This window comes from Castellaniella sp. S9 (genome assembly GCF_027257175.1).
Lineage (GTDB): Bacteria > Pseudomonadota > Gammaproteobacteria > Burkholderiales > Burkholderiaceae_B > Castellaniella.
Genome location: NZ_JAPFGD010000001.1, coordinates 38,380 through 51,621, shown reverse-complemented (window position 1 = coordinate 51,621; position 13,242 = coordinate 38,380). Strand labels below are relative to the sequence as shown.

Annotated in this window: 13 protein-coding genes; 8 read left to right on the top strand and 5 right to left on the bottom strand. The window is 68.6% G+C overall.

What is annotated here, in order from left to right:
• Nucleotides 1–48 precede the first annotated feature (48 nt).
• Together OOZ48_RS00255 and OOZ48_RS00250 are read right to left on the bottom strand one after the other, a co-directional pair.
• Entirely contained in the window at nt 49–1,677 is a 1,629-nt protein-coding gene (locus OOZ48_RS00255; protein WP_269494070.1) for a methyl-accepting chemotaxis protein, read from the bottom strand.
• 81 nt (nt 1,678–1,758) lie between these two features.
• Nucleotides 1,759–2,310: a hemerythrin domain-containing protein gene (locus OOZ48_RS00250; protein ID WP_269494067.1), complete on the bottom strand. Its 552-nt coding sequence runs from the start codon at nt 2,308–2,310 to the stop codon at nt 1,759–1,761.
• A 232-nt stretch (nt 2,311–2,542) separates the two neighbouring features.
• Between OOZ48_RS00250 and OOZ48_RS00245 the strand changes: the two genes are divergently transcribed.
• From OOZ48_RS00245 to OOZ48_RS00230, 4 genes are all read left to right on the top strand, one after another.
• Nucleotides 2,543–3,319 carry an ABC transporter ATP-binding protein gene (locus OOZ48_RS00245; RefSeq protein WP_269494064.1) on the top strand — a complete coding sequence of 259 codons (777 nt, stop codon included), beginning with the start codon at nt 2,543–2,545 and terminating at the stop codon, nt 3,317–3,319.
• Nucleotides 3,316–4,311 carry an ABC transporter substrate-binding protein gene (locus tag OOZ48_RS00240; protein WP_269494061.1) on the top strand — a complete coding sequence of 332 codons (996 nt, stop codon included), beginning with the start codon at nt 3,316–3,318 and terminating at the stop codon, nt 4,309–4,311. The genes OOZ48_RS00245 and OOZ48_RS00240 overlap by 4 nt, the downstream gene beginning before the upstream one ends.
• A gap of 74 nt (nt 4,312–4,385) precedes the next feature.
• Nucleotides 4,386–5,159, top strand: coding sequence for an ABC transporter permease (locus tag OOZ48_RS00235; protein ID WP_269494058.1), 774 nt, complete (start codon nt 4,386–4,388; stop codon nt 5,157–5,159).
• 18 nt (nt 5,160–5,177) lie between these two features.
• Nucleotides 5,178–5,960, top strand: a complete 783-nt coding sequence (locus OOZ48_RS00230; protein ID WP_269494055.1) for a transporter substrate-binding domain-containing protein — start codon at nt 5,178–5,180, stop codon at nt 5,958–5,960.
• 90 nt (nt 5,961–6,050) lie between these two features.
• Here OOZ48_RS00230 and infA read toward each other — a convergent pair whose 3' ends face one another.
• Nucleotides 6,051–6,311 carry a translation initiation factor IF-1 gene (infA, locus tag OOZ48_RS00225; RefSeq protein WP_269494052.1) on the bottom strand — a complete coding sequence of 87 codons (261 nt, stop codon included), beginning with the start codon at nt 6,309–6,311 and terminating at the stop codon, nt 6,051–6,053.
• Between the two features lie 338 nt (nt 6,312–6,649).
• Between infA and OOZ48_RS00220 the strand changes: the two genes are divergently transcribed.
• A complete protein-coding gene (locus tag OOZ48_RS00220) occupies nt 6,650–7,555 on the top strand; it encodes a DMT family transporter (protein ID WP_269494049.1) in 906 nt (301 codons plus the stop codon).
• 40 nt (nt 7,556–7,595) lie between these two features.
• Here OOZ48_RS00220 and recJ read toward each other — a convergent pair whose 3' ends face one another.
• Nucleotides 7,596–9,302: a single-stranded-DNA-specific exonuclease RecJ gene (gene recJ / locus OOZ48_RS00215; RefSeq protein WP_269494046.1), complete on the bottom strand. Its 1,707-nt coding sequence runs from the start codon at nt 9,300–9,302 to the stop codon at nt 7,596–7,598.
• Nucleotides 9,287–10,201: a hypothetical protein gene (locus tag OOZ48_RS00210; RefSeq protein ID WP_269494042.1), complete on the bottom strand. Its 915-nt coding sequence runs from the start codon at nt 10,199–10,201 to the stop codon at nt 9,287–9,289. Before OOZ48_RS00210 ends, recJ begins: the two co-directional genes overlap by 16 nt.
• Nucleotides 10,202–10,238: 37 nt before the next feature.
• Between OOZ48_RS00210 and OOZ48_RS00205 the strand changes: the two genes are divergently transcribed.
• From OOZ48_RS00205 to OOZ48_RS00195, 3 genes are read left to right on the top strand one after another with little or no spacing between them, the layout of a single operon-like run.
• Nucleotides 10,239–11,510, top strand: a complete 1,272-nt coding sequence (locus tag OOZ48_RS00205) for a lipoprotein-releasing ABC transporter permease subunit (RefSeq protein ID WP_269494039.1) — start codon at nt 10,239–10,241, stop codon at nt 11,508–11,510.
• Nucleotides 11,503–12,228, top strand: a complete 726-nt coding sequence (locus OOZ48_RS00200) for an ABC transporter ATP-binding protein (protein ID WP_269494037.1) — start codon at nt 11,503–11,505, stop codon at nt 12,226–12,228. The genes OOZ48_RS00205 and OOZ48_RS00200 overlap by 8 nt, the downstream gene beginning before the upstream one ends.
• A 52-nt stretch (nt 12,229–12,280) precedes the next feature.
• Entirely contained in the window at nt 12,281–13,096 is an 816-nt protein-coding gene (locus OOZ48_RS00195) for a TatD family hydrolase (protein WP_269494034.1), read from the top strand.
• The last annotated feature ends 146 nt before the right edge of the window (nt 13,097–13,242 follow it).

The window sequence follows — 13,242 nt, the reverse complement described above, 5'->3', positions numbered from 1 at the left end:
CGCGGGCCGCAGGCCGCGCCGGGGCCTTGGGCGGCGACCCTGTGTCCCTCAAGCCGCAACCAGGACCGGGTGTTCTTCATCCAGGCGGAATTGCGCCAGCGCGCGGCGCAGCGCCTCGATGCGCCCATGCTGCTCGAAGACCGCTTGCGCGGTGCGCTCGATGTCGTGCGCATTGCGCGAGGTCATGTCCTCCAGCCGGTGGGTGGCCTGCGCGGTCTCGCGGATGGCATCGGCCTGCGTGCGCGAGGCCTGCGAGACCTCATCCATGATCTGCCGGCTGCGCGCCATGACCTCGACGATCTGGCCCATGGCGCCGCGCGCCGAGGCCGCCAGCTCGCCGCCGTAGCGGCTGTGCGCCAAGGCCTTGTCGATGGCCGCGGCGATCGCCTTGGCGGCCTCGTCGCAGCGCTGCGCAAGAATCCGGACTTCGCCGGCCACCACGGCGAATCCGCGGCCCTGCGAGCCGGCGTGCGCGGCCTCGACGGCGGCGTTGAGGGCCAGGAGCTTGGTCTGGAATGCAATGTCGCCGATCAGGCGCGTGGCCTGGGCGACGGTCCGGGCGTCCTGCTGGATGCCGGCCATGGCCTCGGTCAGCCGGTCCACCGCCTGCCGTCCTTCGCAGGCGCGCTGATCGCCATGTTCGCTCAGGTCCAGGGCCTCGGCGGTGCGCGCGTGATTCAGTTGCACGGTACGGTCCAGTTCGGCCATGGCGGCCGAGGTCTGGCGCAGCATGGCGGCCTGGGCATGGCCGTCGCGCAGCAGGGATTCCTGGCCGGCCGACAGAATGGCGGCGCTGGCCTCGATGTGCTCGGCATGTCCGGCGACGCCTTGCACCGTGGCGCCGAGGCCGCGCCGTATGCCTTCCAGCGCCCGCATGAGCCGGCCCATCTCGTCCGCGCCGCCGGCCGGGATGCGCAAGGCCAGATTGCCGTCGGCCAGCTGGCCGGCAAGGGCCACGCCCTGGTCCAGCGGCCGCTTGATCGAGCGGTACAGGCCGCGTAGCGCCAGGGCGCTGGACAATAGCAGGACGGCCAATGCCGCCAGGGCCACTTGTCCCGCCGTGCGGCCGCGCGCACTGGCCGTTCCCACGGCCTGCTCCAGGCGGGCCGATTGCATGGCATCGAACGCGTCGATGGCTTGGGCGATGGCGGTGTCGGCGTCGTTGTACTGCTGGCTATGGATCAGGACCTTGGCCAGCAGCGTGTTGGGCAGGGCGATCCGGATGCCGCCCTGGCCGTCGTCCAGTTCCCCCTTGGCCGTGCCGATGGCCTCGCGCTGGGTCGCCGAGAGCGCCAGCAGGGCGGCATGCGCGTCCTCGATCAATGCCAGCTCCGCCGGGGCCAGTCCCGCCTCGCGGAAGCGTGCGAGCCGCTCGGCCTGGACGCCCTGCGCATCGGGCGCGCGGCCGGTCAGGACGGCGAGGTGATGCTGATAGCGCTGTTCGAATTCGGGCTGCTCGCTCGAGACGAAGGCCATGGCGTCGCGCGTCATGGCGGCCGCCAGGGTTTTGTATTCGTTCGCCAGCCGGCTGGTCTCGTAGCGCGCCGACTCCGCCGACCTCAGTTCGGCCGTGACCTGGAGCAGATGGCGCACCGAGAACAGGGCCAGCAGGGCGCAGGCGCCGAGCAGCGCGAGAAACAGGATGAATCGGGTCTTCAGCGTCGAGGCGTGCAGCATGGGTCGGGTTCCCGGTCGAGCCCTTGCCATACGGCGCGGGCGGGCGCAGGAATCATGACAGCCGCGGGTGACACCCGTATGTCAGGGCAGGGCGCCCGGCGCGATGCTCTCCGGAGGCCAGCGCTCGCCCAGTTCGGCCAGGGCCTCGTCGGTGAGCAGGCGGGCCGCCATGGGCAATAGTTCCTCGTCGGCCGCCTGGAGATACCGCTGGAAATCCGCCACCCAGGCACGGGCCGCGGCCTCGTCGATGGTGGCTGGCGCGTGGGCCGCGAGCTGCGCGAGCGCCGGCCGCAGGCGCGCACGCCAGATACCGTCCAGGCGGCGGCGCTCGTCGCGCAGGCCGTCGGTCATGCCCCGCAGACAGACTGCATCGGAGCCCGCCATGGATTCGATCAAGGCGGGGAACACGCCGTGTTCCTGGGCTTCGCGCGCACGCTGGGCAGCCCCGTCGAAGTACGCCAGGAGTTCCGCGGCTGCCGTGGCGCGGGCGGCAGGCGCGGGCGCCGGCGCCGCGCCTGCCGGGGCCAGCAAGGGCAACAAGGCCTCGCAGCGGCGCTGCGTCTCGGCATGGCGCAATGCCAGCGCCTCGATGGCGTCGGCAGGAGGAATCGGGGGGCGGGCGTTGGCGGACATGGCGAGGGTTTCGGGGCGGTGGATTTTCCCATGGTAGCGCAGGGCGCCGGCCGTGGGGCCCTGCTGCTCATGAAGGACGGGGATCCCGCGATCCTTATATAACTAATACTCATATGAAAATCATAATAAATTCGTTGTTCGGTAATAAGGTCCGCCGTTAAATTTCCATAATCCACTGATGAAATATTCTCTCGTCCTCCTGCCGATGGCATCGGGGATTCGAGGCCGCACCATGAATCTATCCTTCAACAACGTCGAAAAGCAGTTCGGCACGCTACGCGTGGTCGAGCAGTTCTCCAGCCACATCGCGCCGGGCGAGCTCGTCGCCCTGGTCGGGCCGTCGGGCTGCGGCAAATCCACGCTGCTGCACATCGCCGCCGGCCTGGAAAAGCCCACGGCCGGCGAGGTCCTGGCCGACGGGCGCCCCATCGAGGGACCCGACCCCAGCCGCATGCTGATGTTCCAGGAAAACGCGCTGTATCCCTGGCTCACCCTGTCGCAGAACGTCGCCATGGCGCTCGAGCTGCAAAAGGTCGGCCGCGCCGAGGCCCGCGCCCAGGCGGCGCTGTGGCTGGACAAGGTCAAGCTGAAAGGCTTCGAGGACTATTTCCCGCACCAGGTCTCGGGCGGCATGCGGCAGCGCTGCGCGCTGGCGCGAGCCTTCATCTCGGCGCCCGAGGTGCTGCTGCTGGACGAACCCTTCGGTGCCCTGGACGCCCTGACACGCATGACGCTGCAGGATGCGTTGCGCACGCTGATCCGCGAAACCCGGCCGACCGTGTTGCTGGTGACGCACGACGTGGACGAGGCGCTGTTCCTGGCCGACCGCATCGTGGTGTTCAGCCAGCGCCCGGCGCACGTGCTCAAGGAATTCAATCTGGCGGCGCGCGAGAAATCACACGATCTATCCGATTTCGCCGACCTGCGCCGCGAAATCCTGGGCCTGCTGGGCATCGAGACCGAGCGCGCCGAAGACGAAACATTCACTCCTGAGGACATTGCAGCATGAAACTGACCCGTATTCTCGTTCCGGCGCTGGCCGCGCTGGCCATGGCATCCCAGGCAGTCGCCGCCGAGCCCTTCAAGGTGGGCTACATCCGCGTCATGGACGACGCGCAGGCGATCGCCGCGTATGAGGGCGGTTTCTACAAGCAGCAGGGCCTGGACGTGCAGCTGGTGGAATTCAAGTCCGGCACGGACCTGATCAAGGCCATCGTCGGCGGCCAGCTGGACACCGGCGTGCTGGGTTTCACCAACGCGGCTTCGTGGTCTTCGCGCGGCGCCGACCTGAAGGTCGTGGGCGGCGCGCAGCGCGGCTTCCACGCGCTGGTGGCGCGCAACGACGCCGGCATCGACAAGGTCGAGGACCTCAAGGGCAAGACCCTGGCCTCGCAAAAGGAAGGCAGCACCGCCGACACCGTCCTGAAGGGCGTCGTCCTCAAGGACGCCGGCCTGCAGGCCGCCGATCTGTCGATCCTGGGCGTCAGCCCGCAGGTGGCCGTGCAATCGCTGGTGGGCAAGCGCGTGGACGCGGCCTTCCTGTTCGAGCCGCAAGCCAGCATCGCGCAGTTGATCGCGCCGGTCACGCAGATCTATGAGATCGGCGAGGTCTGGCCCTTCCCCTGCATGGTGACCATCACCTCGGGTGAGGTTCTGCGCACCAAGAAGGACCAGGTGTGGAAATCCATGGACGCCCAGCGCCAGGCCATCGAGCTGCTGGAATCCAAGCCCGACGAGGCCGCCAAGCTGATCGCCGGCTACTTCATCGCCGAACCGACGCTCAAGACGCTCGACGGCACCGAGGTCCCGCGCGAGGAAGTCATCAGCAAGGCGATCCAGACCCAGACCTTCAATGCCGCGCTCGACGACGCCGACTTGGCGCGCATGCAGGAGATCGCCGACATCATGCAGGCCCAGGGGTCGCTCAAGACCAAAGACGGCTCCCAGTTCAAGGTGGACACGATCGTCGACCTCGAATGGCAGCAGGCGCGCAAGCTCTGATCGATGCGATAATCGTCCGTTTCGACCAAGTCTGATTTCTGGCCGGGTTCGCCCGGCCGTTCCATTTATCGCTTATGAGCAGAAAGCAACGCGTATCGCCCTTCGCCCGCAAGCTCGCCATGCTGATCGCCATGGCCGCCATCCTGCTGTTCTGGCAGGCCGCCGCCTGGACCTTGCCGGACTTCCTCATGCCGGGTGTGCCGGCGGTGGCCGTGCGGCTGTGGCAGGACGTGCAGTCGCTCGAGTTTCGCGAAGCGCTGTCGGGCAGCCTGGGGCGCCTGGGGGCGGGCTACGGCTTCGCCTTGCTCTTTGGCATCGGCTTTGGCCTGCTGGGCGGGCTGCTGCTGTTCTTTCGCGAGGTCCTCAAGTCGGCCATCATCATCCTGCAGTCGATCCCCTCGATCGCCTGGGTGCCTTTGTTCCTGATCCTGATGGGCTTCGGCAATCTGCCGATCATCGTGGTGATCGCGCTGGCGGCCTTCTTCCCGGCCGCCCTGTCGGTGATGAATGCCACCGAGAGCGTGCTGCAGACCCACGTGTCGGCGGCACGCGTCATGGGGGCTTCCCACTGGGACATGGTGCGCCGGGTGTATCTGCCGGCGGTCATGCCCGAGCTGATCACCGGCGCCCAGCTGGCCTTCGGCAACGCCTGGCGCGCGCTGATCTCGGCCGAGATGCTGATCGGCTTCGGCCAAGGCCTGGGCCGCTCGCTGGCCTATTCGGGGGAAACCGCGGACATGCTGGGCGTGATGGCCAATATCCTGACCATCGCCGTGCTGGCGACCCTGATCGATCAGGTCTTCCTGGAAAACATCAAGCGCAAGGTATTGCGCTATCAATATGTCTGAACGGATTCGAGGGCAATCATGAATCGCGGGCCTGTGTCATCGCGCCGTTTTCTAGGCACGCTGGCCCTATGCGCCGGTTCGGTGTTCGCCGCGCCGGCGCCCGCGGCGCAAGCCGCGGTCGGCATGGCCGCCGTGCCGGCGCCGTCGGCGCCGGGGGCCAAGGTGCGCACGCCGGCCCGCATCGAGGTGCTGGCGGGGCGCGCGGCCGTCGGGGCCGGGGGCGCACTGGTGGCGGTCGAGGATCCGGCACGCCTGACGGCCATGGTGGCCGGCGGCGAACTCGTCGGCTGGCTGGGCGTGGTCGGGGAAGCCGGCGGGCCGGGCGAGGGCGTGCGGGCGGCCTCGCTGGAATACTCGGCCAGCCCGATGGCGATCATGCGCACCGACACCGACATTCACGACTGGCGTTCGCTTGCGGGCCGCACGGTGTGCCTGGCGGCCGATGGCCGCTACGTCGGCGAGCTGGCGGCGCGGCACGGGGCCATCGAACAGGTCTATCCGTCGACCACCGACGCCTTGCTGGGCGTGCGCACCGGCCTGTGCGACGCGATGGTCCATGATCAGATGTTTCTGGAGGCCTTGCTGAAGTTTCCCGAATGGCGGAAATTCTCGGCGCGGCTCGAGCCCTATCGCCGGGTCGGCCTGGCGCGGGTGACGGCGGCCGATCCGGCGCGCCCGGATGCCGTGCGGGCCTTGGCGACAGCGACTTCTCCCGGGCGCCTGGCGGCGCTGACGGCGGATCAGGCCAGGGACATTGCCTTCGAGGTGTATCTGGATCAGGTGGTTCCCGACTGCCACTGAGGGGCGTGCCGTCGGGCCGATCCGGCGGCAGGGATGCACCAAGGCCGCCCCGGGCCCTATGGGCGCGCGGGAACGGTGGGGGCCGGTTTTTTAGTGGCGGCGGCGCGGGCCGGTCGAAGGGGCGCCGCTGCGGTTCAGATGGCGGAAGGTGATGCGGCCCTTGCTCAGGTCGTAGGGCGACATCTCGAGCGTCACCTGGTCACCGGCCAGTATCCGGATATGGTGCTTGCGCATCTTGCCGCCCGTGTAGGCGATCACCGGGTGTCCGTTGTCCAGCGTCACGCGGAATCGCGAGTCGGGCAGGACTTCGGTGACGGATCCGTGCATCTCGAGCAGTTCTTCTTTGGCCATGGGGCTCTCCGGTGAGGTTGGCGGGCAATCAGCGGCCGCGCGTCACGTCGCAAGCCATCGTGGAGCCTGCAAGCTGTCGCAAGGGAGCGATCGGGTCTGGACGACGCGCACCAGGGCGCGCGTTGAACTGTTGCGGGCCGAGGCTGCCGGCCCGAAAGACGGGCCGGTTTGTGGCCCGAGCTGAAAGTAAAGCAAAACCGCTGACATCTAAGCCTTAAAGTATAAAGAAAGAGACATATTATGTCAAGCGAAAGACGGGCGGTTTAGAATGCAGCCAGACCCTGCGTCCACGCGCGGCCCCGCATGGCGGGCCGCATCCCAGTCGTCCGGAATCCGGCATGAACCAGAAACTCACGCTGTCGACCACCCTTTTGCTACTCGTTCCGCCGTTGTTGTGGGCCGGTAATGCCGTCATGGGCCGTGCCGTCATCTCGATCATCCCGCCGTTCACCCTGAATTTCCTGCGCTGGGCGCTGGCCCTGGTGCTGTTGCTGCCTCTGGGCCATCAGGTGCTGCGGCGCGGTTCGGGCCTGTGGACGCAGTGGCGGCGCTATGCGCTGCTGGGCCTGCTCGGCGTGGGCCTGTACAACAGCCTGCAGTACTTGGCGCTGCACACCTCCACGCCAGTGAACGTGACGCTGGTGACCTCCAGCATGCCGGTCTGGATGCTGATCATCGGCCGCCTGTTTCATGGGGTGGCGATCCGACGTGCGCAGATGCTGGGCTCGGCGCTGTCTTTGGCCGGGGTGGCCGTGGTCCTGTCCCAAGGCAGTTGGCAGCATCTGCTGGCGCTGCGCTTCGTGGCAGGTGACCTGCTGATGGTGCTGGCCACGATCTGCTTTTCTTTTTATAGCTGGCAGCTCACCCGCGTCGATGCCGGCGATTCCCTGCGCGCCCATTGGGCGGGCTTCCTGACCGCCCAGATCGCCTATGGCGTGGTCTGGTCGGGCATGCTGGCGGGCATCGAATGGTCTGTCACGGATGCGCACATCGAATGGAGCTGGACGGTCGTGCTGGCCATCCTCTATGTGGCGGTGGGTCCGGCGGTCCTCGCGTTTCGCTGCTGGGGTGCCGGCGTGCAGCGCGTGGGCCCGACGACCGCGGGATTTTTCAACAACCTCACGCCGCTGTTTGCCGGGACCTTGTCGCTGTTCCTGCTGGGCGAGGCGCCGGGCCTGTACCATGGCCTGGCGTTTGCCCTGATCATCGGCGGCATCGTGCTGTCGTCGCGCCCGGCGGCATGACGCCGGCGCCGGGGGGGCGGCGCCTGATTCAGGACGACCGCTACGCGCCGCGGGCGTGTTCGATCAGCAGTTGCGCATCGACGCGGCCGCCCCATTCGTTGCGGTCCAGGCGATAGGCCGCCTCGATGTGTTCGGGCAGCGGCACGTTGCGGTTGAACCAGATCGCATCGATGCGCTGTGCGCCGCGCTCGAGGTAGAGCTTCAGGTGCTTGTCCTTGAGCAGGCGTTGGTGGACGACGCGGAAGGTGTCGTGGAATACCGGTGCCGGAAAGCCCGCGCCCCAGACCTGGGTCTGCAGCATGCCGGCGATCTCGGCGTTCAGATAACCGGACTCCAGCGAACCGTCGGTGTCGATCCGGGGCTCGAACGCCTCGCGGCCGCTCAGCAGCCGCACGGCTTGGTCGAAGTGCTCGATGAAATCCGGATAGGCGCCGGCGCGCAATGTCAGGCCGGCGGCCATGGCGTGCCCGCCGAATTTGACGATGGCCTGGGGCAGGCGCTTGGACACTAGGTCCAGCGCGTCGCGCAGATGCACTTCGGGAATCGAGCGGCCCGAGCCGCGCAGCTCGTCCCCTCCGGCCGGCGCGAAGGCCAGGGCGGGGCGTCCATAGGTTTCCTTCAGGCGCGAGGCGACCAGGCCGATGACGCCCTGATGCCAGCCCTGCTGGTAGACGCAGACGCTGGCCGCGCGCGCCTGGGCCTCGGCGTCGATGCTGGCGATGGCCTGTTCCCGCATCGCCGATTCCAGTTCGCGGCGCCGGCTGTTCATGTCCTCGAGTTCCCGGGCCAGATCCATGGCGCGGCCCTCGTCGTCCTCCAGCAGGCAGCGGATGCCCAGGCTCATGTCGGCGAGCCGGCCGGCGGCGTTGATGCGCGGGCCGAGGAAAAATCCCAGGTCCTGGGCGGTGGCTTTGCGCGCCTCGCGTCCCGAGACCGCGAACAGGGCACGGATCCCCGCCTGCATCCGGCCGTCGCGGATGCGCTTGAGCCCCTGGGACACCAGCAGGCGGTTATTGGCGTCCAGGCGCACCACGTCGGCCACAGTGCCCAGCGCCAGCAGGTCGGCGAGCTGTTCCAGCCGGGGGCCCGCGTCCGCCGCCAGGATGCCGCGCTCGCGCAACACCGCGCGCAGCGCCAGCAGCACATAGAACACCACGCCTACGCCGGCCAGGTGCTTGGACGGAAAATCGCAGCCCGACTGGTTGGGATTGACGATGGCCAGCGCCTCGGGCAGGGCCTCGCCCGGCAGGTGGTGGTCGGTCACGATCACCTCCATGCCGGCGGCGCGCGCCGCGGCCACGCCGTCGAGGCTGGCGATGCCGTTGTCCACGGTCACCAGCAGGTCGGGTTTGCCGCCCGGGTGCGCGCAGGCGAGATCCACGACGGCGGGCGACAAGCCGTAGCCGGTCTCGAAGCGATTCGGCACCAGGAAATCGACGTGAGCCCCCATGGCGCTCAGGCCACGCATCGCGACCGCGCAGGCGGTGGCGCCGTCGCAATCGTAATCCGCCACGATCAGGATGCGGTCCCGGCGCGTGATCGCCTCGGCCAAGAGTTCCGCGGCCCGACGCGCATGCGTGAGGCGCGCCGGCGGGATCATGGCGCCCCAGCCCGTGGCCAGCGCCGCCGGGCCATCCAGGCCGCGGGCCGCCCAGAGGCGGGCCATCAGCGGGTGGGCGCCCTGGCGGACGAAGGCGTCGATGAGTGCCGGGTCGGCGCGGCGCGCCTGGATCAGGGGTTCGACCACCAGGATCTCCAGTCGTCCTTGCGCAGCCGCGCGAGCCAGCCGGTGCGCGCGGCGAGGGTGACGATACGTTCCCGGCCGGTCAGCACCAGCGTGGGCCGGTGCTCCGCCAGCGGGGCGAAGACCTCGGCCTCGAGGTGCGCCAGGGCCGCCAGCCAGCCGCCCCAGTCCTGGGCCAGGGCCGGGGCGTACAGGGCATCGTGGATGCGCGTATCGTCCGGCAGGGGTCGTGCGAGCTGCCCGGCGCGCGCGCCGCCGTATAGCCACAGGCTGTTGATGGGCGCCAGGCCGGCACGCGCACGGTCCTGGTTGACCGGATGCTCGTGCCACAGCATCTGCAGCGTATTGACCAGGCGCCGCCAGGGCCGCGCGGCGGTTTCCTGCGGCCACCAATCGTTGACCGAGCTGGCCGCGACCAGTGCGGGGCTGGCACAGGACAGGGCGATAGGCTCGGGCCAACGCACCCGCCACAGGGCGGGCGCACAGTAGTCCATTGCCAGGCCGGCATCCTCGAACGCCTCTTGCGCCGCCTCGAACAGGGCCTGTGAGTGGGCGTCGGTGATGTCCAGGGTGTTGGCCGTCAGCAGTGCCGCGCCGTCGCGCGAGGGGGCCATGTGGGTGAGCTCGGCCAGCCAGACCGGCCCGTCGTCGGCCAGGTCCGGTGCGCGCAGCGGGCCCAGTCCTGCGCTAAGATGCTGGGCTGGTCCCGCCCGGAATCCGCGGGCCTCGAGCAGCCAGTGTTCCAGCGGGGTGCAGCGCGTGTCGGCGGCATGGCTCGCCAGGATGTCGGCGCGGGCGCGCGCAAACCAGCGCGCCAGGGTGGGCGCGGTGTCCGCCAGGCGCGATGCCAGTTCAGTCGCCGCGCCGGGATCGGGCAGCGCACCGGGGAGTACGATGTGCATTCTGGAATTGTAGAGTCAATCGGGTATGCCGACGAAAATGTCATATGAATGGTGGATAGGCGCCCGCTATGCCGGGCTGTCCAGAGGCGGGCGGGGCGGGCGCCGGGGCGATCGCTTCGTGTCCTTCGTCGCGGCCAGCTCGATGGCCGGCATCGCCCTGGGCGTGGCTGCGTTGATCATCGTGCTGTCGGTGATGAACGGATTCCAGACCCAGGTGCGCGACCGGATGCTGTCCGTCCTGCCGCATATCGAATTGTATGTCCCCGGCGCCGATCACCAGGAGGTCCTCGAGCACTGGCAGGGGTTGGCGCAGCGCGCCGAGGCCAATGCCGAGGTGCGCGGCGCGGCCCCCTTCGTGGCGGCGCAGGCGATGCTCGCGCGCGGCCAGGCGCTCTCGGGCGTGCAGGTCCGCGGGATCGATCCGGCCGTGGAGCCGAAGGTATCGGACCTGGCCGGACAGATGGTCATCGGGTCCCTTGGCGACCTGGCACCGGGCGCCTTCAACATCATCATCGGCAATCAGCTGGCCCAGTCGCTGGGCCTGGACGTGGGCGGCACGGTGCTGGTGCTGGCGCCGCAGGGCTCGATCTCGCCCGCGGGCTTTTCGCCGCGCATGCGGCGCTTCACGGTATCGGGCATTTTTTCCACCGGCTATTACGAATACGACGCGTCGCTCGCCTTCATCGATGTCCAGGACGCGGCGCGCGTCTTCCGCGACAGCGGCGTGGCCGGCGTGCGTCTGCGCATCGCCGACATGCAGCGCGCGCCGCAGGTCGCCCGCGATCTGCTCGGCGGCCTGCCCCCGGGCACGCGCGCGCAGGACTGGACCCAGAACAACCGCACCTGGTTCGCGGCCGTCAAGACCGAAAAGCGAATGATGTTCCTCATTCTCGCGCTGATCGTCGCGGTGGCCGCCTTCAACCTGTTGTCCTCGCTGGTCATGGCCGTCAAGGACAAGCGCTCGGACATCGCCATCCTGCGCACGCTGGGGGCCACGCCGCGCGAGATCGCGCGGATCTTCCTGGTGCAGGGGGCGCTGATCGGGGTGGCGGGGACCGCCGCCGGGGTGCTGCTGGGCACCCTCACAGCGTACAACATCGACGTCATCGTGCCCTTCATCGAACGCTTGTTCAGCGTGCAGTTCCTGCCGCAGCAGATCTACTTCATCAGCGAGCTGCCCTCCAATCCGCAGGCCAGCGACATCATCGCGGTGGGCGCGACCTCGCTGGTGCTGTCCCTGCTGGCCACCTTGTATCCCAGCTGGCGCGCCTCGCGTCTGCAGCCTGCACGGGTATTGCGCCATGACTGAGTCCCTGAACCCGTCCGCGACCGGCGGCGCGAATGCGCCGAACACGCCGGTGCTCATGGCCCGCGACCTGGCCAAGACCTATGACGAAGGCACCGGACGGGTCGAGGTGCTGCGCGGCGTGAGCCTGCACGTCGATCACCACGAGATGGTGGCCATCGTCGGCGCATCGGGCTCGGGCAAGAGCACCTTGCTGCACGTGCTGGGCCTGCTGGACCTGCCGGACGCCGGACGGGTCGTGATCGAGGGCCGCGACACCGCCGGCCTGTCCGAGCGTGAGCGCAGCCGGATGCGCAACCGGCATCTGGGCTTCGTCTACCAGTTCCATCATCTGCTGCCGGAATTCACTGCGCTGGACAATGTCGCCATGCCGCTCATCGTGCGCCGCGAATCGCGGGCGCAGGCCCGCGAGCAGGCACGTGCCATGCTGGAGCAGGTCGGCCTGGCGGCCCGCATCGGTCATTTTCCGGGCCAGCTGTCCGGCGGCGAGCGCCAACGCGTCGCGCTGGCCCGCGCCTTGGTGACCCGTCCGGCCTGCGTGCTGGCCGACGAGCCCACGGGCAATCTGGACCGCAGCACCGCCGATTCCATGTTCGTGCTGCTGCGCGACATCAATCGTGACCTGGGCACCGCTTTCATCATCGTCACCCATGATCCGGCGCTGGCCGCCTTGGCCCATCGCCGCCTGTCCATGGACCAGGGTCGGCTGGCGGACGTCTAGCCGGACGGCTCTCCGGCGGACGGGGCGGGGCCGCCGACACCGTGGAGGACTCATGCTGATCGATACGCACTGCCATCTGGACGCCCGGGAGTTCGATGCCGACCGGGAACACGTGCTTGCCCGTGCGCAGGCGGCCGGCGTGACCGGCATCGTCATCCCCGCGGTTTCGCGCGGAAATTTCCAGGCGGTGCGCGACCTGGCACACCGCATCGAAGGCGGCGCCTATGCCCTGGGCATCCACCCCATCGCCACGCCGGACGCCTCGGACGCCGACCTGGAGGCCCTGTCGGCGGCGGTCGAGCGGGCGCTGAACGATCCGCGCTTCGTGGCGATCGGCGAGATCGGCCTGGACTTTTTCGTGCCCGCCTTGCGCGAGTCGGACGCCCGGCTGCGCCAGGACCATTTTTATCAGGCGCAGCTCGATCTGGCGCGGCGCCATGGCTTGCCCGTGCTGCTGCACGTACGCCGGTCGCAGGACGAGATCCTCAAGCAACTGCGGCGGCGCCCGTCGATCGGCGGCATTGCGCACGCCTTCAACGGCAGTTTCCAGCAGGCCGGCCAGTTCATCGATCAAGGCTGCGCCCTGGGGTTCGGCGGAGCCATGACTTTCGAGCGCGCTCTGCAGATCCGCCGCCTGGCCGCGCAGCTGCCCATGGACGCCCTCGTCCTGGAGACCGATGCGCCCGACATCCCGCCCGCGTGGCTGGGGCGCGACCCTGATGATCCGCTCTCGGCGCGGCGCAACGAGCCGGCCGAGGTCGCGGGCGTCGCGCGGACGCTGGCCGCCCTGCGCGGCATCGCAGTCGAAGACGCCGTCGCCGCCTGCCATCGGAACGCTTGCCGCGTGCTGCCGCGCCTGGCGGCCTGAGCGGGGCACCAAGCCGGCTCCATCGACATGAATGAAGATCCCCTCTTTAGATAACTATAATTATCTTTGTTTGCTTAAAGATAATTATAGTTATCTTTAGGGTGGTATTTCTGTCCGGATTTTGATAATATAAATTATCTTTTCGT

What these genes read in the sequence shown, in the direction of transcription:
- OOZ48_RS00255 (WP_269494070.1), bottom strand. Translation starts at nt 1,677, where the DNA reads ATGCTGCACGCCTCGACGCTGAAGACCCGATTCATCCTGTTTCTCGCG.
- OOZ48_RS00250 (WP_269494067.1), bottom strand. Translation starts at nt 2,310, where the DNA reads ATGTCCGCCAACGCCCGCCCCCCGATTCCTCCTGCCGACGCCATCGAG.
- OOZ48_RS00245 (WP_269494064.1), top strand. Translation starts at nt 2,543, where the DNA reads ATGAATCTATCCTTCAACAACGTCGAAAAGCAGTTCGGCACGCTACGC.
- OOZ48_RS00240 (WP_269494061.1), top strand. Translation starts at nt 3,316, where the DNA reads ATGAAACTGACCCGTATTCTCGTTCCGGCGCTGGCCGCGCTGGCCATG.
- OOZ48_RS00235 (WP_269494058.1), top strand. Translation starts at nt 4,386, where the DNA reads ATGAGCAGAAAGCAACGCGTATCGCCCTTCGCCCGCAAGCTCGCCATG.
- OOZ48_RS00230 (WP_269494055.1), top strand. Translation starts at nt 5,178, where the DNA reads ATGAATCGCGGGCCTGTGTCATCGCGCCGTTTTCTAGGCACGCTGGCC.
- infA (WP_269494052.1), bottom strand. Translation starts at nt 6,311, where the DNA reads ATGGCCAAAGAAGAACTGCTCGAGATGCACGGATCCGTCACCGAAGTC.
- OOZ48_RS00220 (WP_269494049.1), top strand. Translation starts at nt 6,650, where the DNA reads ATGAACCAGAAACTCACGCTGTCGACCACCCTTTTGCTACTCGTTCCG.
- OOZ48_RS00210 (WP_269494042.1), bottom strand. Translation starts at nt 10,201, where the DNA reads ATGCACATCGTACTCCCCGGTGCGCTGCCCGATCCCGGCGCGGCGACT.
- OOZ48_RS00205 (WP_269494039.1), top strand. Translation starts at nt 10,239, where the DNA reads ATGTCATATGAATGGTGGATAGGCGCCCGCTATGCCGGGCTGTCCAGA.
- OOZ48_RS00200 (WP_269494037.1), top strand. Translation starts at nt 11,503, where the DNA reads ATGACTGAGTCCCTGAACCCGTCCGCGACCGGCGGCGCGAATGCGCCG.
- OOZ48_RS00195 (WP_269494034.1), top strand. Translation starts at nt 12,281, where the DNA reads ATGCTGATCGATACGCACTGCCATCTGGACGCCCGGGAGTTCGATGCC.